The organism is Streptomyces sp. NPDC049837, assembly GCF_040674455.1.
GTDB lineage: Bacteria > Actinomycetota > Actinomycetes > Streptomycetales > Streptomycetaceae > Streptomyces.
This window is the reverse complement of the sequence record NZ_JBFAMP010000003.1, coordinates 98,681-122,433: the sequence shown is the minus strand read 5'-3', so window position 1 is coordinate 122,433 and position 23,753 is coordinate 98,681. Positions and strand designations below refer to the sequence as shown.

The 23,753-nt window shown below is 73.4% G+C and carries 14 protein-coding genes; 9 read left to right on the top strand and 5 right to left on the bottom strand.

Annotated features, from left to right (window positions below; genetic code table 11):
* Nucleotides 1–3: 3 nt before the first annotated feature.
* From AB0J57_RS08505 to AB0J57_RS08485, 5 genes are read left to right on the top strand one after another with little or no spacing between them, the layout of a single operon-like run.
* A complete protein-coding gene (locus AB0J57_RS08505; RefSeq protein ID WP_366127270.1) occupies nucleotides 4–1,917 on the top strand; it encodes a CRTAC1 family protein in 1,914 nt (637 codons plus the stop codon).
* Nucleotides 1,914–2,879 carry an enediyne biosynthesis protein UnbU gene (locus AB0J57_RS08500; RefSeq protein WP_366127269.1) on the top strand — a complete coding sequence of 322 codons (966 nt, stop codon included), beginning with the start codon at nucleotides 1,914–1,916 and terminating at the stop codon, nucleotides 2,877–2,879. The genes AB0J57_RS08505 and AB0J57_RS08500 overlap by 4 nt, the downstream gene beginning before the upstream one ends.
* Nucleotides 2,876–8,476 (top strand): SDR family NAD(P)-dependent oxidoreductase, encoded by a 5,601-nt coding sequence (locus AB0J57_RS08495; protein WP_366127268.1) that lies wholly within the window; start codon nucleotides 2,876–2,878, stop codon nucleotides 8,474–8,476. The genes AB0J57_RS08500 and AB0J57_RS08495 overlap by 4 nt, the downstream gene beginning before the upstream one ends.
* Nucleotides 8,473–8,916 carry a thioesterase family protein gene (locus AB0J57_RS08490; protein ID WP_366127267.1) on the top strand — a complete coding sequence of 148 codons (444 nt, stop codon included), beginning with the start codon at nucleotides 8,473–8,475 and terminating at the stop codon, nucleotides 8,914–8,916. The genes AB0J57_RS08495 and AB0J57_RS08490 overlap by 4 nt, the downstream gene beginning before the upstream one ends.
* Nucleotides 8,913–9,446: a flavin reductase family protein gene (locus tag AB0J57_RS08485; protein ID WP_366127266.1), complete on the top strand. Its 534-nt coding sequence runs from the start codon at nucleotides 8,913–8,915 to the stop codon at nucleotides 9,444–9,446. Before AB0J57_RS08490 ends, AB0J57_RS08485 begins: the two co-directional genes overlap by 4 nt.
* On the opposite strand, the gene AB0J57_RS08480 is transcribed toward AB0J57_RS08485, so the two are convergent.
* From AB0J57_RS08480 to glgX, 5 genes are all read right to left on the bottom strand, one after another.
* Nucleotides 9,427–11,457 carry a M4 family metallopeptidase gene (locus AB0J57_RS08480; protein ID WP_366127265.1) on the bottom strand — a complete coding sequence of 677 codons (2,031 nt, stop codon included), beginning with the start codon at nucleotides 11,455–11,457 and terminating at the stop codon, nucleotides 9,427–9,429. The two genes, AB0J57_RS08485 and AB0J57_RS08480, sit on opposite strands and share 20 nt — an antisense overlap.
* A 289-nt stretch (nucleotides 11,458–11,746) precedes the next feature.
* Nucleotides 11,747–12,349 carry an NAD(P)H-dependent oxidoreductase gene (locus AB0J57_RS08475; RefSeq protein ID WP_366127264.1) on the bottom strand — a complete coding sequence of 201 codons (603 nt, stop codon included), beginning with the start codon at nucleotides 12,347–12,349 and terminating at the stop codon, nucleotides 11,747–11,749.
* 56 nt (nucleotides 12,350–12,405) lie between these two features.
* Nucleotides 12,406–14,745 carry an ABC transporter ATP-binding protein gene (locus AB0J57_RS08470; RefSeq protein WP_366127263.1) on the bottom strand — a complete coding sequence of 780 codons (2,340 nt, stop codon included), beginning with the start codon at nucleotides 14,743–14,745 and terminating at the stop codon, nucleotides 12,406–12,408.
* Nucleotides 14,742–16,523 carry an ABC transporter ATP-binding protein gene (locus AB0J57_RS08465; RefSeq protein ID WP_366127262.1) on the bottom strand — a complete coding sequence of 594 codons (1,782 nt, stop codon included), beginning with the start codon at nucleotides 16,521–16,523 and terminating at the stop codon, nucleotides 14,742–14,744. Before AB0J57_RS08465 ends, AB0J57_RS08470 begins: the two co-directional genes overlap by 4 nt.
* Before the next feature lie 255 nt (nucleotides 16,524–16,778).
* On the bottom strand, nucleotides 16,779–18,959 hold the full coding sequence (gene glgX / locus AB0J57_RS08460) for a glycogen debranching protein GlgX (protein WP_366127815.1): 2,181 nt from the start codon (nucleotides 18,957–18,959) through the stop codon (nucleotides 16,779–16,781).
* Between the two features lie 248 nt (nucleotides 18,960–19,207).
* Here glgX and AB0J57_RS08455 point away from each other — a divergent pair, with 248 nt between their 5' ends.
* The 4 genes from AB0J57_RS08455 (at nucleotide 19,208) to AB0J57_RS08440 (ending at nucleotide 23,436) form a co-directional block, all read left to right on the top strand.
* The gene (locus tag AB0J57_RS08455) at nucleotides 19,208–20,443 is read left to right on the top strand and encodes an Ig-like domain-containing protein (RefSeq protein ID WP_366127261.1); all 1,236 of its coding nucleotides are present in this window, start codon (nucleotides 19,208–19,210) and stop codon (nucleotides 20,441–20,443) included.
* Nucleotides 20,444–20,607: 164 nt separating this feature from the next.
* A complete protein-coding gene (locus tag AB0J57_RS08450; protein ID WP_366127260.1) occupies nucleotides 20,608–21,843 on the top strand; it encodes an Ig-like domain-containing protein in 1,236 nt (411 codons plus the stop codon).
* A 78-nt stretch (nucleotides 21,844–21,921) separates the two neighbouring features.
* On the top strand, nucleotides 21,922–22,689 hold the full coding sequence (locus tag AB0J57_RS08445; protein ID WP_084905648.1) for an enoyl-CoA hydratase-related protein: 768 nt from the start codon (nucleotides 21,922–21,924) through the stop codon (nucleotides 22,687–22,689).
* 231 nt (nucleotides 22,690–22,920) lie between these two features.
* Nucleotides 22,921–23,436 carry an ATP-binding protein gene (locus AB0J57_RS08440; protein WP_366127259.1) on the top strand — a complete coding sequence of 172 codons (516 nt, stop codon included), beginning with the start codon at nucleotides 22,921–22,923 and terminating at the stop codon, nucleotides 23,434–23,436.
* Nucleotides 23,437–23,753: the final 317 nt, after the last annotated feature.

Here is a 23,753-nt window from a genome sequence, read left to right as displayed (position 1 = left end):
ACGATGACGACCTTCGCGCGCCGGAACCTCGCCCGGATCACCGCGCTGCTCGCCTGCCTGCTGCTGTGGCACCTCAGCCAGCCGCCCGCCGCGTCCGACGCGCAACGCGACCGCCTCGCCCAGCGGTTCGCCTTCTCGCCGCACCTCGTGTCCCCCGCCGAGCGGCCCGGCGACCGCACCCTGCGGCCGGTCGCCCCCGCGTACAAGGACATCCCGTCCTGGATCTCCTCCGTGGGCGCCGGGGTGGCGCTCCTCGCGGCCGACGGGGGCAGCGTGTCGCGCGACATCTGCCTGGTCGATCCGCGCACCGACACGGTGACCGTCCGCCCGGCCCCCGGCACCGGCCGCCGGTACGCCCCCTTCACCCTCCGCCCGCCGGCCGCCACCATGCCGGCCCACGTCGCCCCCATGGGCTGCCTGCCCGCCGACCTCAACGAGGACGGGTGGCAGGACGTGATCGTCTACTACTGGGGCCGCTCACCCGCCCTGTTCATGCGCCGCCCCGGCCTCCCGCCGGGCGCCGGAGCCTTCCTCGCCCGGGAGCTCGTCCGCCCCCGCGCCGTGTGGAACACCAACGCCGCGACGCTCGGCGACTACGACGGCGACGGGCACCTGGACCTGGCGTTCGGCAACTACTTCCCCGACGGCGCCCGCGTCCTGGACCCGACGGCCCACCAGCCCGGCCGGCTCGTGATGAACGCCTCCCTGTCCAACGCCCGCAACGGCGGCACCAACCGGCTGCTGCGCTTCACCGGCGCCACCCGGGGCCCCGCCCCCGACGCCCGGTTCACCGAGGTGCAAGACGCCTTCGACACCGGGGCGGCGCGCGGCTGGACCCTCGCCATGGGGACGTACGACCTCGACGGCGACCACCGCCCGGAGCTGTACGTGGCCAACGACTTCGGCCCCGACCAGCTCCTGGTCAACCAGTCCTCCCCGGGCCGCGTCCGGTTCCGCGAGGCGGTGGGCGTGCGGCACGCGACCACCCCCAAGTCCAAGGTGCTCGGCCGGGACTCCTTCAAGGGCATGGGCGTGGCCTTCACCCAGCTCGGCCCCGACCGGGTGCCCGACATCCTGGTCGCCAACATCGCCGAGAACTTCGCCCTGCACGAGAGCAACTTCGCGTTCACCGCCACCGGCACCCCGAAGGCCGCCGGGCGCGCCCTCCACCGGGGCACGGCCCCCTACGACGACCACAGCGAGCCGCTCGGGCTGTCCCGCACCGGCTGGACGTGGGACGTGAAGGCCGCCGACTTCGACAACGACGGCGGCCCGGAGATCATGCACGCCACGGGCTTCGTCGCCGGACGGACCAACAGTTGGGCCCAGTTGCAGGAAACCGCCATGTCCAACGACCTGATCCTGGACCACCCCCGGTTGTGGCCGCACTTCCCGGCCGGCACCGAACTGTCCGGCCACGACCGCAACACCTTCTTCGTCCGCACCGGTTCCGGCGGCCGCTTCACCGACGTGGCACGCGAGGCCGGCGTCGGCACGGACGCCGTCAGCCGCGCCTTCGCGGTCGGTGACGTAGACACCGACGGCCGGCTCGACTTCGTGGTGGCCAACCAGTGGGCGCCGTCGGTGATGTACCGCAACACCGGCCCGGCACACCCCGCCCTGGGGCTCCGGCTGCGGCTGCCGACCGCCCACGGCCCGACCCGGCCCGCCATCGGCGCCACCGCCACCCTCACCCTGCCCGACGGCACCGTCCGTACCGCGCAGGTCTACCCCGCCAACGGCCACAACGGGGTGAACGCCCCGGACATCACCTTCGGCCTCGGCGACACCCCGGCGAAGGCGTCGCTGCCCGTACGCGTCACCTGGCGCGACGGCCACGGCCGCACGCACACCCGTACCGCGACGCTCCGCCCCGGATGGCACGAGCTCGTCCTCGACGAGGAGGCAGCACGATGACCCGACTCGGCCGCACGATGGGCCGTGTGCTCGGCGGCCCGGACGACCCGCGCAGCGCCGCACTGCGCCGGTTCGGGCTCTCCATCACTGTACTGACCGTGGTCGGCCACACCCTGCTCGGCTTCGAACAGGCCTACCTCACCCCGGTCGTCGCGGTGCTGTCCGGCCTGGCCGCCGAGGGCGTGCTGGCCACCGTCGACACGTACGCCCGGGGCACCCGCCCCTGGTTCGCCGGGCGTTCCCCCGGCGCGATCGTGGACTTCCTGCTGCCCGCCTACATCACCGCACTCGCCTGCGCGATGCTGCTGTACGCCAACGACCGGCTGATGCCCACCGTCCTGGCCACCGTCGCCGGCGTGGCGAGCAAGTACGTCGTCAAGGTCCGCGTCGCCGGACGGCCCCGGCACGTGCTCAACCCCAGCAACACCGGCATCGTCCTGGTCCTGCTGCTGTTCCCCTGGGTCGGCATCGCACCGCCGTACCAGTTCACCGAGTGGACCGCCGGCCCGCTGGACTGGCTGATCCCGCTGGCGGTGCTCGCGGCCGGGACCATGCTGAACGCCAAACTGACGCGCAAGACACCGCTGATCGCCGGCTGGGCCGCCGGGTTCGTGGCGCAGGGCGTCATCCGCTGGGCGCTGACCGACATCTCGCTGGCGAGCGCGCTGCTGCCGATGACGGGCGTCGCGTTCGTCCTGTTCACCAACTACATGATCACCGACCCGGGCACCACCCCGGCCCGCCCGCGCCACCAGGTCGTCTTCGGGGTGACGACCGCCGCCGTCTACGGCGTACTCGTCCAGTTCCACATCGTCTTCGGCCTCTTCTTCGCGCTGGTGATCGCCTGCCTGCTGCGGGCGCTCGTCCTGGTGGCCGCCGAGCGCCTCGCGCCGATGCCGGTGCGGGTCCCGGCGTGGCTGCCGGCCGCCCGGCGCGGGCCGCTCGTCCCGGAGTCACGATGAGCGGCGCCTACGACGACCGGGCCGTCGCGATCGTCGGCATGGCCTGCCGCTACCCGGACGCCGACCGGCCCGGCCGGTTGTGGGAGATGGTCCTGGACCAGCGCCGGGCGTTCCGCCGCCTGCCACGGGAACGGCTGGACACCGACGACTACCACGACCCCGACCCCACGGCCGCCGACAAGACGTACAGCCTCTACGCGGCCGTCCTGGAAGGCTGGACGTTCGACCGGTCGGCCTTCCGCATCCCGGGACCGGTGTACCGGGCCGGTGACCCCGCCCACTGGCTCGCCCTGGAGACGGCCGCCCGCGCGCTGGACGACGCCGGTTTCCCGGGCGGGGCCGGGCTGGTCCGGGACCGGGTCGCGGTGGTCCTCGGCAACAGCCTCACCGGCGACGCCACCCGCGCCGGGACGCTCCGGCTGCGCTGGCCGTACGTACGCCGGGTCCTCGCCGCCGCCCTGGAGGCCGCCCGGGTCACCGGCGACGTACGCGACGACGTGGTGCGCCGGGCGGCGGCCGGCTACCTCGCGCCGTTCCCGCCGACCACCGAGGAGTCGCTCGCCGGGGCGCTGTCCAACACCATCGCCGGCCGGATCTGCAACCACTTCGACTTCCACGGCGGCGGCTGGACCGTCGACGGCGCCTGCGCCTCCTCGCTGCTCGCGGTCGTCGAACTGTGCCGGGCGCTCGCCGACCACAGCGTCGACTTCGGGCTGGCCGGCGGGGTGGACCTGAGCCTGGACCCGTTCGAGCTGGTCGGGTTCGCCAAGACCGGCGCGCTCGCCACCGACCGCATGCGGGTGTACGACGAGCGGTCGGCCGGGTTCTGGCCCGGCGAGGGGTGCGGCATGCTCGCGCTGACCCGGGCGGCCGACGCACGGGCCGCCGGACTGCGGGTGTACGCCGAGATCCGCGGCTGGGGCGTCTCCTCCGACGGCAGCGGCGGCATCACCCGGCCGGGCCTGGACGGGCAACTCCTCGCCCTGCGCCGCGCGTACGACCTGGCGGGCGCCGACCCGCGCGACGTCCTGCTCCACGAAGGCCACGGCACCGGGACGCGGGTCGGCGACGAGGTGGAGCTGAGCGCGCTGACCGCGCTGCGGGAGGGCGCACGCGCGCGTGCGGCGCTCGGCACGGTGAAGGCCAACATCGGGCACACCAAGGCGGCGGCCGGGGCGGCGGGCGTCATCAAGGCGGCGATGAGCCTGCACACCGGCGTACTGCCGCCGACCACCGGGTGCGAGACCCCGCACCCGGTACTGCGGTCGCACACGTCACCGCTGCGCGTCCTCCGCAAGGCCGAACACTGGCCGGAAGGGCCCCGGCTGGCCGGGGTGAGCTCCATGGGCTTCGGCGGCATCAACGCCCACCTCGTGCTTTCCGCGCCCACCGCCCACGCCCCCCGCCCGGCGCGCGGCCCCCTGCCGGTACGCCGACCCGCCCCCGAACACGCCGTCATCGCCGCTGCCGGGGCGGACGCGGGCCAGGTGCGGGCGTTCTTCGCACGCGTCGCCGAAGTCGCGCACCGGCTGTCCTTCGCCGAGGTCCACGACCTGGCCGCCCAGTCGGCCCGCGAGCGGCCCGGCGGTCCGGTGCGGGCCGCGGTCGTCGCCGCCACCCCCGGCGAACTGGCCGCCCGCGCCGCCTCCGTGACCGCCTGCCTGGCCGAGGGCGCCGGACCCGGCGGCGGCCTGACCCGCCTGCCCGGCGCCTGGATCGGACACGGCGTACGAGGCCGCGTCACCCTGCTGTTCCCCGGCCAGGGCGCGCCCGGCCTGGCCGGCCCCGCGGGCACCGAGACGGCCCAGCCGGCCATCCACCGGGCCTCGCTCGCCGGTCTGCGCGTGCTGGACGCCCTCGGCGTCACGGCGGACGCCGCCGTCGGACACAGCCTGGGCGAGATCACCGCGCTCGTGTGGGCCGGTGCCCTCTCGGTACGGGACGGCTTCCGGCTCGTCCGAGCGCGCGGCCGGCTCATGGCCACCCTCGGCGCCTCCGGTACCGGCATGCTCAGCCTGCGTACGGAACCCTCCGCCGCGCTCGTGCTGTGCGCGGGCACCGACCTGGTCGTCGCCGCCCACAACGGCCCCCGATCGGTGGTGGTCGCCGGGCCGGAGGCGGACCTGCGGGTGGTCTCGGAACGGGCCGCCCGGGCGGGGGTCGCCCGCACGCTGCTTCCCGTGTCGCACGGCTTCCACTCCCCGGCGGTCCGGCCCTGTGTCCCGCCGCTGCGCCGGGTGCTGGACGACCTGGACTTCGGCCCGCCCGCGCGCCGCCTGGTGTCCACCGTCCACGGCAGGGCGCTCACCCCGGACGACGACCTGGCGGACCTCCTGGCCGAACAGGTCACCGCGCCCGTGCGGTTCTGGGACGCGGTCAGCGGCGTCCTGCCGGACACGGACCTGTTCTGCGCCTGCGGCCCGGGACAGGGCCTCGCCGCCCTGCTCACCGACCAGGGCTGCGGCATCCCGGTCGTCACGGTGGGCTCCGGCGACCCCGGTGCGGAGGCCACCGCCCACGCGGCGGCCGCCCTGTTCGCCGCCGGGGCGTGCGAGCGGCTCGACGCGCTGACGGCGGGCCGTGCGGCACGGCCGTTCGACCTCCGGCGGGAGCGGACCTTCCTCAGCAGCCCGTGCTCGGCGGCGCCGCCGTACAAGGAACCCAGCCCCGAAGAGCCGGAAGCCGCCCCGCGGCCCACACCGGACGCGACCGCCACCGACACCACCGCCGCCGACACCACCGCCGCCGTACGCGACCTGCTCGCGCGGGCCACCGAGCTGGAGCCCGAGCTGATCGGCATGGACACCCGGCTGCTGACCGACCTGCACCTCACCTCCCTGACGGTCACCCAGCTCGCCGCCACCGCCGCGCACCGCATGGGCCGACGGCCGCCGGCCGCCCCGCTCTCGCTGGCCGACGCCCGGGTGCGCGACCTCGTCGAGGCCCTCGACGCGCTGCCGTCCGCCGCCGGGCCCGCGCCCGACACCGCCGTCACCGGCGTCGACACCTGGGTCCACTGCTTCACCGAGCGGCCGCACCGCGCCCGGCGCGGCCTGCCGTCGCCGAGCCCCGGGTGGCGCACCACGGTGCTCGGCGACGGCGAACTGGCCGTACGCGCCAAGGAGATCTACGCCACCGCCTCCGACGAGGACACCGACCTCCTCTACGTACCGCCCGTCCCGGGCCCGCCACCGGTCGCCCGGCTCCTGGCCGCCGCCCGCTCCGCGATCCGCACCGGGCGCCTGGTCGCTGTCGCCCACGACACCGCCCTCGCGGGATTCCTCAGCAGCCTCCACAAGGAACACCCTGGCCTCGGCGTCACCCTGCTCCGCGTCCCCCCGACGGAGGCGGGCCTCCGCCACGCCACCCGCTTCGCGGGCGCCGAACCGGGCCGGTACCAGGAGCTGGTCCTCGACGACCACGGCACGCCGTACGTCCCGGCGGCCCACGTGCTGCGGCTCCCCGAGCCCGGCCCCGGAAGGCCGCTGCCGCTGGGCCCCGACGACGTGCTGCTGGTGAGCGGCGGCGGCAAGGGCATCGGCCACACCTGCGCCATGGCCCTCGGGCGGAGGACGGGCGTCCGGCTCGCCCTGATCGGCCGCGCCCGGCCGGAGCGCGACGAGGCGCTGCGGGCCAACCTGGCGGCGCTGGCCGGGGCCGGCGTGAGCGCCGCGTACGAGACCGCCGACCTGGCCGACGCCACGGCGGTGGCCCGGGCGGTGCGCCGGCTCAACGACCGGCTCGGCCGCCCGGTGACCGGCGTCCTGCACGCCGCCGGGATCAACGAACCGGTGCGCTTCGCCGACCTGGACGAGGCGCGCGCCGAGGCCCATGCCGCCCCGAAGGCGGCCGGACTGCGCCACCTCCTCGCCGCGCTGCCCACCGAACGGCTGCGGCTGCTCGTCGGCTTCGGTTCGGTGATCGGCCGTCACGGTCTGCCCGGCGAGAGCCACTACGCCCTGGCCAACGGGGTGCTGCGCACCGAGCTGGAACGGCTCGCGGCGGAGCTGGCGCCGCGCTGCCGGGTCCTGAACGTCGACTGGTCGGTGTGGTCCGGCGCCGGCATGGGCGTACGGCTCGGCGTGCTCGACGCGCTCGTGCGCGAGGACGTCACGCCCATCGCCCCGGAGACCGGCACCGACCTGTTCCTGCGCCTCCTCGCGGCCGGGGACCGCGTCCCGCCCACCGTCGCCGTGCACGGCAGGCTCGGGCGCGACGTGCCGGTGCCCCCCGTGCCCGGCCCGCCGCAGCGGTTCCTGGAGGAGCCGCGCGTCCACCAGCCGGGCGTCGAGCTGGTCGCCGACGCGCGGCTCGGCCCGCGCACCGACCCCTACCTGACCGGCCACCGGCTGGACGGCGTCGTCTGGCTGCCCGGCGTCCTCGGCCTGGAGGCCATGGCCCAGGCGGCCTCGGCCCTGGCGGGCGTCCCCCTCCGCGAGGCCCGCGACATCGCCTGGACGCGCCCGGTGACGGTACCGGACGAGGGCGTCCGGACCCTACGGGTGTGCGCGCTGCACCGGGGCGACCGCGTCGAGGCCGTGCTGCGCAGCGACGAGAGCGACTTCTGCGTGGACCACTTCCGCGCCGTCTTCCCGCTCGCCGCGCCCTCCCCGAACGGCCACCACCCACAGGCCGCGTCGAGCGACGCCGAGGAGCTGGGCGCCGACGAGCTGTACGGGCCGCTGTACTTCCACACCGGCCGCTTCCGGCGGGTACGCGGCCTGACGGCGCCCTCCGCGCGCACCTGCCTGGCCACCCTGGCGGCCGGGCGGCCCGTCCCGTGGTTCCCGCCGCCGCTCGCCGCGCCGCTGCTGGGCGACCCCTCCGCCAACGACGCCACGCTGCACGCGCTCCAGGCCTGTGTGCCGCACCGCAGACTGCTGCCGGTGGCCGCCGAGTCCCTGTCGGTCCGGCCGGGCGCGGGACCGGTGGAGCGCGTCCGGGGCACCGAACGCGCCGCCGTGGACGGCGAGTACACCTGGGACGCGGAGGGCCTGGACGCCACGGGCCGCCCCGTCATCCGGTGGCGCGGGCTGCGGCTCAAGGACGTCGGCCCGCTGCCGCGCGGGGAGCGCCCCTGGCCGGCACCGCTGCTGGGCGTCCTGCTGGAGCGGGCCACGACGGCACTCGGCCTGGGCGAGGAACTGCGCGTGACGGTCCGGCCCGGTGAACGGTCCGGGACCGCGCGACGCCCCGGCCCGGGCCTGTCCCGCAGCCACCTGGGCGGCCTGGTGCTCCAGGTCGGGAACGGTGCTCGCGGACCGGTGGCGTGCGACTGGGAGGCCGTGACGGCACGCGGCGAGGACGACTGGAAACGCGTCCTCGGTACGGAACGACTCGCCCTGACCGAGCTGCTGCTCCGGCAGAGCGGCGAGCCCTTCGACGTGGCGGCCACCCGGGTGTGGACGGCGCTGGAGTGCCTGGCCAAGGCGGGCCGGTCCCCCCGCGCGCCGCTCACCCTGGGCGGTGTCTTCGACGGCGGGTGGGTCCTGATGCGCTCCGGCGACGCCCTGATCGCCTCGGGGGTCCTGCGGGTGGAGCGGGTCGGGGAGCGGGTGGCGGTGGCGGTGCTCAGCGGTCCGGAGGAGGCCCCATGACGACGGTGACGACACCCACGTACACGTACGAGCACCTGGTCACGCTGGAGGAGACCAACCTCGTCGGGAACGTCTACTTCACCAACTACCTCCGCTGGCAGGGCCACTGCCGGGAGCGGTTCCTCGCGGAACGGGCGCCGGGGGTGCTGCGGGCGCTGAGCGGCGAGCTGGCCCTGGTGACCGTGGACTGCCACTGCGCGTACTTCAGCGAGCTGTACGCCATGGACCGGGTGGGCATCCGGATGTCGCTGACCGCGTCGGGCGACCACCAGGTGAGCATGGGCTTCGACTACTACCGCACCAACGCCCCCGTGCCCCAGCTCGTCGCGCGGGGCGGCCAGACCGTGGCGTGCATGCGCCGCACCGAGCAGGGTATGCGGCCGGTTCCGGTCCCGGACGAACTGCGCGCCGCGCTGGCGCCGTACCGGAGCGCGCGGTGACCCCCGAGGCGGACGCCTTCCGCGCCACGATGGCGCACATGCCCACGTGCGTCACGGTGGTCACCGCCGCCGCGTGCCACGGCCCCGTCGGCTGCACGGCCAGCGCCGTGCTGTCCCTCTCCCTCCACCCGCCCGGCCTGCTGGTCTCCCTGGCGGCGGCCGGCCGCACCGCCCGCGAGATCCGGCGCGTCGGTGCCTTCGCGGTCAACGTGCTGAGCTGGGAGCAGCGCGACCTGACGCGGCGGTTCGCGGAGGAGCCGCCGGGCCGGCGCTTCACCGGCGTGCCGTGGGCCGTCCAGGACGGCCAGCCGGTGCTGACGGGAGCGGTGGCCAGCGTCGTCTGCGCCGTCGACAGTTGCTATGACGTGTGGGACCACACGCTGCTGGTGGGACGGGTGGTGCACAGCGCCCATCACCCGGACCGTACGCCCCTGCTGTACCACCGCCGCACGCACGACCGCCCGGCGGCACTCGGGGTGCCACCGGGCGGCCGGTCATCCGCTCCCCGGCTTACGGGAAGGTCAGCTTGAAGCTGTTGATGTAGCCGGTGTCCTGCGCGGCCTTGTCCTGGACGCGGAGCTTCCAGCTCCCGTTGGCGACCTCGCTGGAGGCGTTCACCGTGTAGGTGGCCTTGACGTTGTCGGCCGAGTCGGAGGAGCTGAACGGCTTCAGGTTGTAGACCGAGCCGTCCGGGGCCACCAGGTCGACGACCAGGTCACCGCGCCAGGTGTGGACGATGTCCACGTCCGCCTTGAGCGTGGCGGGGGCGTTGCCGGCGATGCCGGTGACGTTCACCGTGGAGGTGACGGCGGCGCCGTTGTCCGGGATGGCGACGTCGGTGGTGTTCTCGAAGACCTTGCCGGTGCCGGGGTCGCCGCCGGGGCGGGAGCCGACGTTGATGCCGGCCCAGGCGTGCTCGACGGCCTTCACCTCGGCGCTGCCGGCGCCGTACAGCTCGGTGGCGACCGCGACGGTACCGGTGCGGGCGGCCGCGTAGTTGGTGGTGGAGGTGAACTTGGTGGTGAGCGCCTTGTACCAGATCAGCGCGGCCTTGTCGCGGCCGATGCCGGTGACGGGCAGGCCGTCGGAGGTCGGCGAGTCGTAGTTCACGCCGTTGACGGTCTTGGCGCCGCTGCCCTCGGAGAGCAGGTAGAACCAGTGGTTGGCCGGGCCGGAGGAGTAGTGCACGTCGATGCCGCCGATACCGGAGTACCAGTAGTCCTTCGACGAGCCGTCCTTGCTCGGCTTGTCCATGTAGCGCAGCGGAGTGCCGTTGCCCCGGATGTCGATCTTCTCGCCGACGAAGTAGTCGCCCTTGTCCTGGGCGTTGTTGGCGTAGAACTCGACGGCGGCGGCGAAGATGTCGGAGGTCGCCTCGTTGAGGCCGCCCGACTCGCCGCTGTAGACGAGCTTGGCGGTGTTGGAGGTGACGCCGTGGCTCATCTCGTGGGCGGCCACGTCGATGGACGTCAGCGGCTTGGCGTTGCCCGCGCCGTCGCCGTACGTCATGCAGAAGCAACTGTCCTGCCAGAACGCGTTGACGTACGCGTTGCCGTAGTGGACGCGGCTGTACGCGCCGACGCCGTCGCCCCTGATGCCCGAGCGGCCGTGGACGTTCTTGAAGTAGTCCCAGGTGACCCCGGCGCCGAAGTGGGCGTCGGCGCCGGCCGTCTCCAGGTTCTGCGGGGTGCCGTCGCCCCAGATGTCGTCGGGCCCGGAGAACAGCGTCCCGGTGCCGGAGGTGCCACGGTTGAGGTTGTACGTCTTGTGGTTGCCGCGGCCGGTGTCGGTCAGCGTGTACGAGGGCGCGGTGCCGAGCGTGACCTGGCCGCTGTACTGGGTGTTGCCGGTGCCGTTGTGGACGGCCTGCCACTCGAAGAGCTTGGCGCCCGTGGTGGCGTCGGTGACGACGTGCAGCTCGTTCGGGGTGCCGTCGTGCTGGAGGCCGCCGACGACGGTCTCGTACGCGAGGACCGGCTTGCCCTGCGCCAGCCAGACCACCTTGCGCGGCGCGCGCTCGGCGTCCGTCGCCTTGGAGCCCTCGGCGCGGGCGGCGCTCAGGGCCTGCTTCTCGGCGGCGGCCGGGGCGATGTCCGCCGTGGTGTCCACGCCCTTGAGCTCCGCCCGGGACGCCTTGCTGACCGCCTCGGTCCGCCCGGCCTTGGTCTCGGTGACGACGAGGTCGCCGCCGAGGACGGGAAGCCCGGCGTAGGTGCGCTCGTAGCGGGTGTGGGTGGTGCCGTCACGGTCCTGGGCGACATCGCGGACGGCGAGCTTCTCCTGGGCGCCGAGGCCGAGTTCCCTGGCCGTGTCGGCCTTGGTGGCCTCGGCCGCGCGTATCAGAGCGGTGCGCTGCGCGGGGGAGAGGTCGGCGGGCAGGGCGCCGGGGTCGGCCTTGCCGGCCGCCTGGGCCTTGGGGGCGGCGGTCCACGGGTCATCGGCGGCGGTGGCGGCACCGGTCTGCACGCCCACGGCGAGCATGGCGGCGGCGGCGATCAGAGCACCGGTCGCGGTGGCGCGACGGCTTGGCGTGGATCTCACGCAGACTCCTTATTGCGAGGGGGGTACCGGGCGGCTGGGTGGGCCGGCCGGGCGGAGCAGCCTGAACAAGCGCGGAACACGTGCGGAACGAACAAAGGAACACGCGTCGAACACGCGGTGCGGAGAACGGGGTAAGAGTGGCGCCCGCCAAGGCTCGCTGTCAGGAGCGCGTCAACAGATTGGCCGGAAATCGTCCGTTGCCCGAAAACCCGTGTTCGCTCAGCGGACGGATTCCGGCGGACGATTCCCGGCCCGGACGTTTCCCGGAGCGGAAGATTCCCGCGTGGGGCTACGCCTCCTCGTAGGGGAAGCGGGCGAGCGGGGCCTCGCGCTGGAAGAAGGTCTTGGCGCGGACCATCGCCCGCTCGTCGTTCCGCACCTGACCGGGCCGGGAGCCGTTGCCGAACAGCACCCCGCCGAAGCGCATCCCCATGTACGCCGCCGAGTTGTTCAGGGTCGTCACCAAGCCGTCGGCCACGGCCTCCTGCTCATGCGCCATGACCGTCACACCCCACAGCGTCCGGCCCGCCATCCGCTCCTTGAAGTCGGAGCCGGGCACTGTCAGCCAGCCCGACCAGTAGTCGAGGTAGCGCTTGGTCTGCGCGGAGACCGTGTACCAGTACAGGGGTGAGGCGATGACGACGTCGGTGGCGGCCAGGGTGGCCCGCCGCAGCTCCTCCTCGGTCTCCCCGGCCGACCAGGTGGTCTCGTGCCGCCCGTCCTGGAAGTCGGGCAGGGACAGCGTGTTGAGGTCCACCCAGTGCTGTGGGACGCCGGCGGGCAACTGCTCGGCGGCGGCCCGGGCCAGGATCTCGGTGTTGCCGTCGGCGCGGGAGCTGCCGAGGACGAAGAGGAACGAGCGGTCGGTGACAGGGGCGGTGTCGGTGGTCATGTCTGCTACCAACTCCATGCACGTGCACGGATATTCCGACGGGTGAACGACTCGGCTCACCCCACCAGGCTCTCCCGCCACGCCCGGTGCAGACCCGCGAACCTTCCCTTCCCCCCGGTCAGTTCGGCCGGCGAGCCGTCCTCCACGATCTTGCCGCCCTCCATCACCAGCACCCGGTCCGCGATCTCGACCGTGGAGAGCCGGTGCGCGATCACCACCGCCGTGCGGCCGTGCAGCACCGTGTCCATGGCGCGCTGCACGGCCCGTTCGCCCGGGACGTCCAGGGAGCTGGTCGCCTCGTCGAGGATCAGCACCGCCGGGTCGGCCAGCAGGGCCCGGGCGAAGGCGACCAACTGGCGCTGCCCGGCCGAGATACGGCCGCCCCGTTTGCGTACGTCGGTGTCGTAGCCGTCCGGGAGGCCGGCGATGAAGTCATGGGCGCCGATGGCCTTCGCGGCCCGCTCGATCTCCTCCCGGGTGGCGTCCGGCCGGCCGATCGCGATGTTCTCCGCGACCGTCCCGGAGAACAGGAACGCCTCCTGGGTCACCATCACCACCCCGCGCCGCAGCTCCGGCGTGGCCAGCTCCCGGAGGTCCACGCCGTCGAGCAGGACCCGGCCGCCGGTGGGGTCGTAGAACCGGGCCAGCAGCTTGGCCAGCGTCGACTTGCCCGCGCCCGTGGAACCGACCACCGCGACGGTCTGCCCCGCCGGGATCGTCAGCGAGAAGCGCGGCAGCACCTCGCCGCCCGTGCGGTACCCGAACCGGACATCCTCGAACACCACCTCGCGGCCCGGGCTCCCCGTGCGGGACGGGGGCAGGGCGCGGGGCACGGCGGGCTCCCGCACCGTCGGGGTCCGGGCCAGCAGCCCGGCGATCTTCTCCAGCGAGGCGGCCGCCGACTGGTAGGAGTTGAGGAACATCGCGAGCCGGTCGATCGGGTCGTACAGCCGCCGCATGTAGAGCACGGCCGCCGCCAGCACCCCGAGCGCCAGCGTCCCGGCCGCGACCCGGTAGGCACCCCACAGCACCATGCCGGCGACGGCCGTGTTCGCCACCAGCCGGGAGCCGACGACATAGCGGGCCATCTCCAGTATCGCGTCGCCGTTACGGCGCTCGTGGTCGTGGTTGAGCTCCTGGAACCGCACGTCGTTGGTCCGCTCCCGGCGGAACGCGCGCACCGGCCGGATGCCGTTCATGGTCTCGGCGAACTTCACGATGACGGCGGCGATGGCCGTCGACCGCGCGCTGAACGCGACGGCCGCGCGCCGCCGGTAGAGCCGTACGAGCAGGAACAGCGGGACGAAGGAGCCAACCGCCACTGCGCCGATGCCCGGGTCCAGCCAGAGCAGGAGCACGGAGATGGAGACGAACGAGAGGAACACCCCGATCAGCTCCTGGAGGCCCTCGCCGAGCAGCTCGCGCAACGACTCGACGTCCGTGGTGGAGCGCGAGATCAGCCGCCCGGAGGTGTAGCGCTCGTGGAAGTCGATGCTCAGCGCCTGCGCGTGCCGGAAGATCCGCCCGCGCAGGTCGAGCAGGACGTCCTGGTTGACGCGGGCGGCGGTGCGGACGAACGCGTACTGGAACAGCCCGGCGCCCGCCGCGCACACCGCGTACCCCACCGCCACGGCGACCAGCGGCCCGTGGTCGCCGCGCCGCAGGGCGGGCACGGCGCGGTCGATCGCGTACGCGACGAGCAGCGGCCCGGCCTGCACGGCGGCCTGCTGCAGCAGCAGCATCAGCGCGGCCGCCACCACCCGCCCCCACCGGGGCGCCAACAGCGACCCGAGCAACACCCGCGTGGCACCCTCCGCCACGGGCAACTCATCCCGGTCGAACACGTCCACCCCAGCCGCGCGGGAAGGCTCCCCCGGGCCGGCCGCCTCGCCCGGGCCGGCCGCCTCGCCCGCACCGGCGGCCTCGCCCGCGAGGGACGCCCCGCCCGTGTGGGACGCCTCGCCCGGTCGCGAGGGCTCGCCCCCGTCGGATGCCTCGCCCGCACCGGCCGCCCCGCCCGCACCGGCCGCCCCGCCCGTGTGGGACGCCTCGCCCGTGTGGGACGGCTTCACCGCGTCGGCCGTTCCGCCCCCGCCGCCCATTCCGCCCCCGTCGCCCGTTCCGCCCCCGCCGGCCGTCCCGCCCGCGTGGGACGGCTTTACCGCGCCGGGCGTTCCCGCCCGGCGGGAGGGCTCACCCTGGCGGGGACGACTGGTCGCACCGGCGACCTCGCCTGCACCGGGGGCCCCGCCGGCGCCGGACGTCCCACCCGAGTCGGCGGTCCCGCCATGCCCGGGAGCCTCGCCCGTGCCCGGCGCGCGGCCTTCGGCGGGCGCGCACCACTCCTGGGCGTCGTCCTGGGTCTGCGGGGGCGGGCCCCCGGCCGTGTTCGTCATCGTGTGCCCCCCGTCGTTTCGGCTCCCGACATGAGCCAGGCGTATTCCGCGCTGTCCCGGAGCAGTTCCTGATGGGTGCCCACCGCTGTGATGCGGCCCGCCGAGAGGAGGGCGACGCGGTCGGCCAGCATGACCGTGGACGGGCGGTGGGCCACGACCAGGGCGGTGGTGTCGCGCAGCACCTCACGCAGCGCGGCCTCGACCAGCGCCTCGGTGTGGACGTCCAGCGCCGACAGCGGGTCGTCCAGCACCAGGAACCTCGGCCGGCCCACCACCGCACGGGCCAGGGCCAGCCGCTGGCGCTGGCCGCCCGAGAGGCTCAGGCCCTGCTCGCCGACCTGGGTCGCGACCCCTTGCGGCAGGTTCCGGACGAACCCGGCCTGGGCGACCTCAAGGGCACGCCACAGCTCGGCCTCACCCGCGCCCCCGGGGCCGGCGCCCATCAGCACGTTCTCGCCGACGCTCGCCGAGAACAGCGTCGGCTCCTCGAAGGCCACCGACACCAGTTCGCGAAGCCGCTCCCTGGGCATGGCCGCCACGTCGGCCCCGTCCAGCAGGATGCGCCCGCCCGTCACCTCGTGCAGCCGCGGCACGAGCGCCGTCAGCGTCGTCTTGCCCGAACCGGTGGCACCGACCAGCGCCATGGTCTCGCCGGGGCGGACCACCAGGTCCACCCCGTCCAGCACCGGCGGCGCGCCCGCCGGCGCGTCCGGGTAGCGGAACGACACGTTCTCGAAGCGCAGCCCGCCGGAGGGAGACATGACCGCACCGCTCCCGCCCGCGTCCTCCTCCGCCTCGTCCATCACCTCGAAGAACCGCTCCACCGACGTCGCCGCCTCCTGGCTCATCGCCAGCAGGAACCCGATCGACTCCACCGGCCACCGCAGCGCCAGCGCCGTCGACAGGAACGCCACCAGCGTCCCGGCCGACAGGGCGCCGTCCGAGACCTGGACCGTGCCCAGCACCAGCGCCGCCCCGATGGCCAGCTCGGGCACGATCGTGATGACCGCCCAGATCCCGGCCAGCATCCGCGCCTTGGCCAGCTCGGTGCCCCGCAGCCGCTCCGCCAGCGCGCGGAAGCCCGCCATCTGGCTGCGGTGGCGGCCGAAGCCCTTGATGATCCGGATGCCGAGCACGCTCTCCTCGACGAGCGTCGTCACGTCACCGACCTGGTCCTGGGCCCGCCGCGCCACCAGCGAGTAGCGCGCCTCGAACAGGTGGCAGACCACGATCAGCGGCACCACCGGCACCAGGAGCACCAGCCCCAGCGTCCAGTCCTGCGCGAGCAGCAGCCCGCAGCCGGCCACCACCGTCACGCCGTTGACGAACAGGAACGTCATCGGGAAGGCCAGGAACATCCGGATCAGCGACAGGTCCGTCGTCGCCCGGGACAGCAACTGCCCCGACGGCCAACGGTCGTGGAACGCGACCGGCAGCCGCTGGAGATGCCGGTACAGGTCGGCCCGCATCGCCGCCTCGACACCCGCCAGCGGCCGCGCCACCAGCCACCGCCGCAGCCCGAACAGCGCCGCCTCCGCGAGCCCGAGCGCCAGCACCACCAGCGCCCCGAGCCACACCCCGCCCGGTTCCCGCCGGGCCACCGGCCCGTCCACGAGCCACTTCAGTACGAGCGGGATGACCAGGCCCAGGCAGGACGCCACGACGGCGACGACGGCCGCCGCCCCCACCCGGGCCCGCACCGGGCGCACGTACGGCCACAGCCGCAGCAGCGTGCGAACTACTGAACGTTCCTTGGTCGTTGCATCCTGTTCCGACATCAGCAGTGAGCCTACGGTTCGCCACTGACATCGCTCACGCGGTTTTCCGGAGCGGCGGCTAGGGTCTTTCGTTTGGATCAGGCTGGATCAGCGAGTGGCGCCTGGCGCCGTGCATCGCAAGGCGGAGGAGGGAGCCACTGCGGTGGGGGCACCTCCCGTGCCCGCAGGGCTACGGGGGACATTGGCGACCGACGACAACGCCGCGAGGTGCGGTGTCCAGGCGTCACGAGCCCAGCAAGATCCGAACGAGAGGCCCTAGTCCCGCACCCTCAGCAGCAGCACCGACCTCGCCGGCACCGTCACCACCTCCCCGCCCGGGTGCACCGTGCCCGGCGCACCGGACTGGTCCTCCCGCGCGGTGTCCACCACCAGCTCGTACGCCTCCGCCCACGGCGGGCCCGGCAGACGGAAGTCCACCGGCTCGGCGCCCGCGTGGAGCACCGCCAGGAAGCTGTCGTCCGTGACGGGCTCACCGCGCGCGTCCCGGCCCGGGATGTCCCGCCCCGACAGGTACATCCCGATCGTCGCGGTCCGGGCGTACCAGTCCGCCTCCGTCATCTCCGCGCCCGCCGCCGTGAACCACGCCAGGTCCCGCAGTCCGTCCGCGCCCTGGGGGCGGCCCGAGAAGAACGCCCGGCGGCGCAGCACCGGGTGGGCGTGGCGCAGTGCCAGCAGCCGGGACGTCAGGTCCAGCAGCCCGCGCGGCCCCGGCCGCTCCGGCAGCGACCAGTCGACCCAGCCGGTCTCGTTGTCCTGGCAGTAGGCGTTGTTGTTGCCGCCCTGGGTGCGGCCCATCTCGTCGCCCGCCACCAGCATCGGCACGCCCGTCGACAGCAGCAGGGTGGTGAGCAGGTTGCGCACCTGCCGCCGCCGCAGCGCGTTGATCTCCTCGTCGTCGGTCTCGCCCTCCGCGCCGCAGTTCCAGGACCGGTTGTCGTTCGTGCCGTCCCGGTTGCCCTCCCCGTTGGCCTCGTTGTGCTTGCGCTCGTACGACACGAGGTCCCGCAGCGTGAAGCCGTCGTGCGCGGTGATGAAGTTGACGGAGGCGTACGGCCGCCGGCCGCCCCACGCGTACAGGTCGCTGGACCCGGACAGCCGGTAGCCGAGGTCGCGTACGTCGGGCAGGGCGCCGCGCCAGAAGTCACGCACGGCGTCCCGGTAGCGGTCGTTCCACTCGGTCCACAGCGGCGGGAAGGCCCCCACCTGGTAGCCGCCGTTGCCCACGTCCCACGGCTCGGCGATGAGCTTCACCCGCCGCAGCACCGGGTCCTGGGCGATGGTGGCGAGGAACGGCGAGAGCATGTCGACGTCGTGCATCGAGCGGGCCAGCGCCGCCGCCAGGTCGAAGCGGAAGCCGTCGACGCCCATCTCCGTGACCCAGTACCGCAGCGAGTCGGTGATCAGGCGCAGCACGTGCGGCTGGACGACGTGCAGGGTGTTGCCGCAGCCCGTGTAGTCGGCGTACCGGCGGGCGTCGGCGGCCAGCCGGTAGTAGCCGCGGTTGTCGATGCCGCGCAGCGACAGCATGGGGCCCAGCTCGCTCGCCTCGGCCGTGTGGTTGTAGACCACGTCGAGGATCACCTCGATGCCCGCCGCGTGCAGCGCCTTCACCATCCGCTTGAACTCGCCCACCTGCTGCCCGGCCGTGCCCGACGCGCTGTACGCGGCGTGCGGCGCGAAGTAGCCGATGGAGTTGTAGCCCCAGTAGTTCCGCAGGCCCCGCCGCAGCAGGTGGTCCTCGTGCGCGAACTGGTGCACCGGCAGCAGCTCCACCGCCGTCACGCCGAGCGAGACGAGGTGCTCGATCGCGGCCGGGTGCGCGAGGCCCGCGTACGTACCGCGCAGCTCCTCCGGGATGCCCGGGTGGCGCTTGGTGAAGCCGCGGACGTGGACCTCGTAGATGACCGAGTCCGCCCACGGCGTCTTCGGCCGCCGGTCGTCGCACCAGTCGTCGGCATCGTGGACGACGACCCCCTTGGGCACGTACGGGGCAGAGTCGCGCGTGTCGCGCACGGTGTCGGCCACGTGCTGCTCGGGCCAGTCCCGCACGTGCCCGTACACCTCGGGCGGCAGAGTGAAGTCCCCGTCCACCGCGCGCGCGTACGGGTCGAGGAGCAGTTTGGCCGGGTTCCAGCGGGCGCCCGTCCACGGGTCCCAGCGGCCGTGCACCCGGTAGCCGTACCGCTGCCCCGGCCGTACGCCCGGCACGAAGCCGTGCCAGATCTCGTGCGTCAGCTCGGTCAGCGGCAGCCGGGTCTCGGTGCCGTCCTCGTCGAACAGGCACAGCTCGACCGCCTCCGCGCCGCCCGACCAGAGCGCGAAGTTCGTGCCCGTCGCCCCGCCCGGACCGGCCCGGAAACGGGCACCGAGCGGCGTGGGCGCGCCCGGCCATACGGGTGGGGCGGGCGTGTCGGGGTCCCTCTGGAGCCCGTTCAGCCCATGGCGCCGTGCCCCGGCGGGGGCGGGCCTCCCGTCCAGCAGTGCGTCACCCACCGCACGCTGCACTGCCTGCTGCTCGGCTGCGCTCGACACCTGCCGGCCTCCCGCGGCTCCCTTTTGCGGTGCCGTGGCGTCCCGGCCGCGGCCCCGCACATGGTCCTCCACCTGTTCTGCCCGGACTGCCCGGCTCCCAACATGACCCGCACTCACGTTTCCCCTGGAGGGTGGCAGTCGTTGGTCGCATCGTGAGACACGTACTGAAGCGGGCAGGGCTCTGCGTGGCCGCTGCCGTGACATGTGCAGGGCTGATGGCAGGGCTGGCCGGGTGCACCGGTGACGGCGGCCTGGACCTCGGCATGGGCGGCAAGGGGCGGTCGCCGGACGACACCATCCGGGTGACGCCGGAGGACGGGGCCAAGGGCGTGGCCCCGGACGGCGGGGTGGAGGTGCGGGTGCCCAGCGGGCGGCTGGAGCGGGTCAAGGTCGTGAAGGTCGAGGACGCGCAGCCGGTCCAGGTGCCGGGCGCGATCTCGGAGGACGGGCTGCGCTGGCGCCCGGCGCCGGGCGTCCGGCTCGCGCTGGCCGCCAAGTACAGCGTGGACGCGGTCGCGCTGGACGCGCACGGGCGGCGCTCGGCGCGGCACACCACGTTCACCACCGCGGTGCCCGAACACCGGTTCATCGGCTACTTCAAGCCGGAGAACCGCTCCACCGTCGGCACCGGAATGATCGTCTCCTTCTCCTTCAACCGGCCGATCGAGAACCGCGCGGCCGTCGAGCGCGCCATCCGCGTCACCTCCCGCCCGCCGGTGGAGGTGGTGGGCCACTGGTTCGGCAAGGAGCGCCTGGACTTCCGCCCGCGCGCGTACTGGAAGCCCGGCACCGAGGTCACCGTCGACCTGCGGCTGAGGGACGTGGAAGCGGCGCCGGGGGTGTACGGCATCCAGCACAAGACGATCGGCTTCACGGTCGGCCGCTCGCAGGTCTCCCGGGTGGACGCGGAGGAGCACACCATGGAGGTGCGGCGCGACGGCCGGCTCGTCACGACGCTGCCGATCACGGCGGGGGCGCCCAAGACCACCACGTACAACGGGAAGATGGTGGTGACCGAGCTGTTCGACGTGACGCGGATGAACGGCGCCACGGTCGGCTTCAAGAAGAAGGACGGCAAGGGCGAGTACGACATCAAGGACGTCCCGCACGCGATGCGGCTGACCGACTCGGGGACGTTCCTGCACGGCAACTACTGGGCGCCGGCGTCCACCTTCGGCTCGGCCAACGTCAGCCACGGGTGCGTGGGGCTGCGCGATGTGAAGGGCGGCGACCCGGAATCCCCGGCGGGCTGGTTCTTCGACCGGACGCTGATCGGGGACGTGGTGGAGGTGGTCAACTCGACCGACCGGAAGGTTTCTCCCGATAACGGTTTGGGCGGCTGGAACATGGAATGGAACCAGTGGAAGGCCGGTTCCGCCCTGCATTGACCCTCGCTGCCCCTCATTGTCCGTCGTTTGGGACTGAACGGTGACATGCGCGGGCGCTCGGGGGCGCCCGCGGTGTGATTATCTATCGCGGTGCACGCGCGAGTGGGGGCGTGCGGGGGTGCGGGCCGTGGCGGTGCCAGGCCGTGCGAGGGGAGAACAGCAAAGTGAACGTGCAGCCGATATCGGGTGCATCGGCCGGGGCGGGCAAGGGCCTGCTGGCTCTGGTGCTGGGGGCGTTGCTGCTGCTGGTGACGGCATGCGGGGGTTCCGGTTCCGCCGACGGCGGCAAGGGCGGGGACAAGGGCGCCAAGGGCGGCGGGAAGGTGGAGAACGCGGCCTCGCAGGCCGTCGTGACCATCACGCCCAAGGACGGCGCCGCGTCGGTCGCGACGAGCGGGGCCCTGAAGGTCACCGCCGAGAAGGGCAAACTGACGACGGTCACCGTCACCGACTCCAAGGGCAACCGGGTCGAGGGGAAGACGGCCGCCGACGGCACCAGTTGGGAGCCGGTGCGGCACCTGGCCGCCGCCACCAAGTACAAGGTGCACGCGGTCGCCAAGGACGCCGACGGGCGCGAGTCGGCGAAGGACACCACCTTCACCACCCTCGTACCGAAGAACACCTTCATCGGCCACTACACGCCGGAGGACGGCTCGACCGTCGGTGTCGGCATGCCGGTGTCGATCAACTTCACCCGTGGCATCACCAACCCGGAGGCCGTGGAGAAGGCCATCAAGGTGACCGCCGAGCCGTCCGTGCCCATCGAGGGCCACTGGTTCGGCAACGACCGCCTGGACTTCCGTCCCGAGAAGTACTGGGCCGCGGGCACCAAGGTGACCGTGCGGCTCGACCTGGACGGCGTCGAGGGCCGCCCGGGCGTGTACGGCAAGCAGGCCAAGACGGTGAAGTTCACCATCGGCCGCAGCCAGGTCTCCACGGTCGACGCGAGCGAGAAGACCATGAAGGTCGTCCGTGACGGGAAGCTGATCAAGACGATCCCGATCACCGCGGGCGCGCCGTCCACGACGACGTACAACGGCCAGATGGTCATCAGCGAGAAGTACAAGGTGACCCGGATGAACGGCGCCACCGTGGGCTTCGGCGGCGAGTACGACATCAAGGACGTGCCGCACGCGATGCGCCTGTCCACCTCGGGCACCTTCGTGCACGGCAACTACTGGGCGTCGAGCGGGACCTTCGGCTCGGCGAACGTCAGCCACGGCTGCGTGGGCCTGCGGGACGTGCGGGGCGCGTACGACGGCTCGACCCCGGCGGCCTGGTTCTACAACAACTCGATCATCGGTGACGTGGTGATCGTGAAGAACTCCAAGGACAAGCAGATCCAGCCGGAGAACGGTCTGAACGGCTGGAACATGGCCTGGTCGGAGTGGATCAAGTAACGCTCCCGGCGGACGGGCCCGGTGCTGTGAGGAACAGCACCGGGCCCGTTGTCGTTAACGCCTACTAACCTGCCTTCCATGACAGTCACTCTCGAAGTCTCCGAAGGCGTCGGCACCATCCGCCTGGACCGCCCGCCGATGAACGCGCTGGACATCGCCACCCAGGACCGGCTGCGCGAGCTCGCCGAGGAGGCGGCCCGCCGGGACGACGTCCGTGCCGTGGTGCTGTACGGCGGCGAGAAGGTGTTCGCGGCCGGCGCGGACATCAAGGAGATGCAGGCCATGGACCACGCGGCCATGGTGCTGCGCTCCAAGGCCCTCCAGGACTCGTTCACCGCCGTCGCCCGCATCCCCAAGCCCGTCGTCGCCGCCGTCACCGGGTACGCGCTGGGAGGCGGCTGCGAGCTGGCGCTGTGCGCCGACTTCCGGATCGCCGGCGAGAACGCCAAGCTGGGCCAGCCCGAGATCCTGCTCGGCCTCATCCCCGGCGCGGGCGGTACGCAGCGGCTGGCCCGCCTCGTCGGCCCGTCCAAGGCCAAGGACCTGATTTTCACGGGCCGTCACGTGAAGGCCGACGAGGCCCTCGCGATCGGGCTCGTCGACCGGGTCGTCCCGGCCGCCGAGGTGTACGAGCAGGCGCACGCGTGGGCCGCGAAGCTCGCCCAGGGGCCCGCGCTGGCGCTGCGCGCGGCCAAGGAGTCCATCGACGCGGGCCTGGAGACGGACATCGACACGGGCCTGACCGTGGAACGCAATTGGTTCGCCGGGCTGTTCGCCACCGAGGACCGGGAGCGCGGGATGCGCAGCTTCGTGGAGGAAGGCCCGGGCAAGGCCAAGTTCCTCTAACGAAAGGCGAGTTGTCAGCCGTGCGGGTGGTTTAGGGCAGCCTTAAAGAGACCTTAAGCGGTTCGGCTCGTATGGGCGGGGCACTCTTTCGTGTCTGTCGCGTCGCCGCAGGTCAGGTGCCCTTTTCCGGCCTCCTGGTGCCAGGGTCATATGCCGGGTGATGCCCCAGGAACCGTTCATTCCGGGGCATCGATTCCACCGGAACGGCCACGCGGAGGCCGCCGGGCGGCCATGATGGTGGGCATGGCGGGGCTGGAAGGTGTAGAGCAACCGGGGCAGCGCGGCAGCGCTACCGCCGCGCGGTGGGTACCCGCCGCGGATGACGAACAGGCGCTCAAGGCGCTGGAACTGTTCGGCAACCCGACGGAGGAGGAGGTGCGGCTGCCCTCCCGCCCCGAATCCGCCGCGACCGCCCGCCGGCTCACCCAGTGCGTGGTGCTCCGGCAGTGGGCGCTCACCCCGCAGATCGCCGAGCACGCGATCCTGCTGGTCTCCGAGCTCGTCGGCAACGCCGTCCGGCACACCGGCGCCCGGGTCTTCGGGCTGCGGATGCTGCGGCGCCGCGGCTGGATCCGGATCGAGGTGCGCGACCCCTCCCGGGGGCTGCCCTGCCTGATGCCGGTGCACGAGCTGGACACCAGCGGCCGCGGGCTCTTCCTGGTCGACAAGCTCTCCGACCGGTGGGGCGTGGACCTGCTGCCGCGCGGCAAGACCACCTGGTTCGAAATGCGGGTCTCCGACCGCTGAGCGCGAGCCCGACGCAAGGAAGCCCCCTGGCGCCGTGATGGGGCGCCCTCGGGGGCTTCCGTGTGGGGCGCCGTGGACTTGGGGGGTGTATCCACGGTCGCCGGAACGACCTGGCCCGGGTCAATGGGGGTCGTGTGTCTCCGACTATGGCAGACGGGGGGCCTTGCCACCAAAAGACCAAACCGGGACAGAATCAGCAAATCGGGCCAGCGGAGGAATGAATCGCAGGTGAGATGAGCCACGAGCCTCATAAACCATGAATAAATATGGGCTCTGGTGCGTGATTCATCGACCGGTCACGTTGTCCACGGGGACCG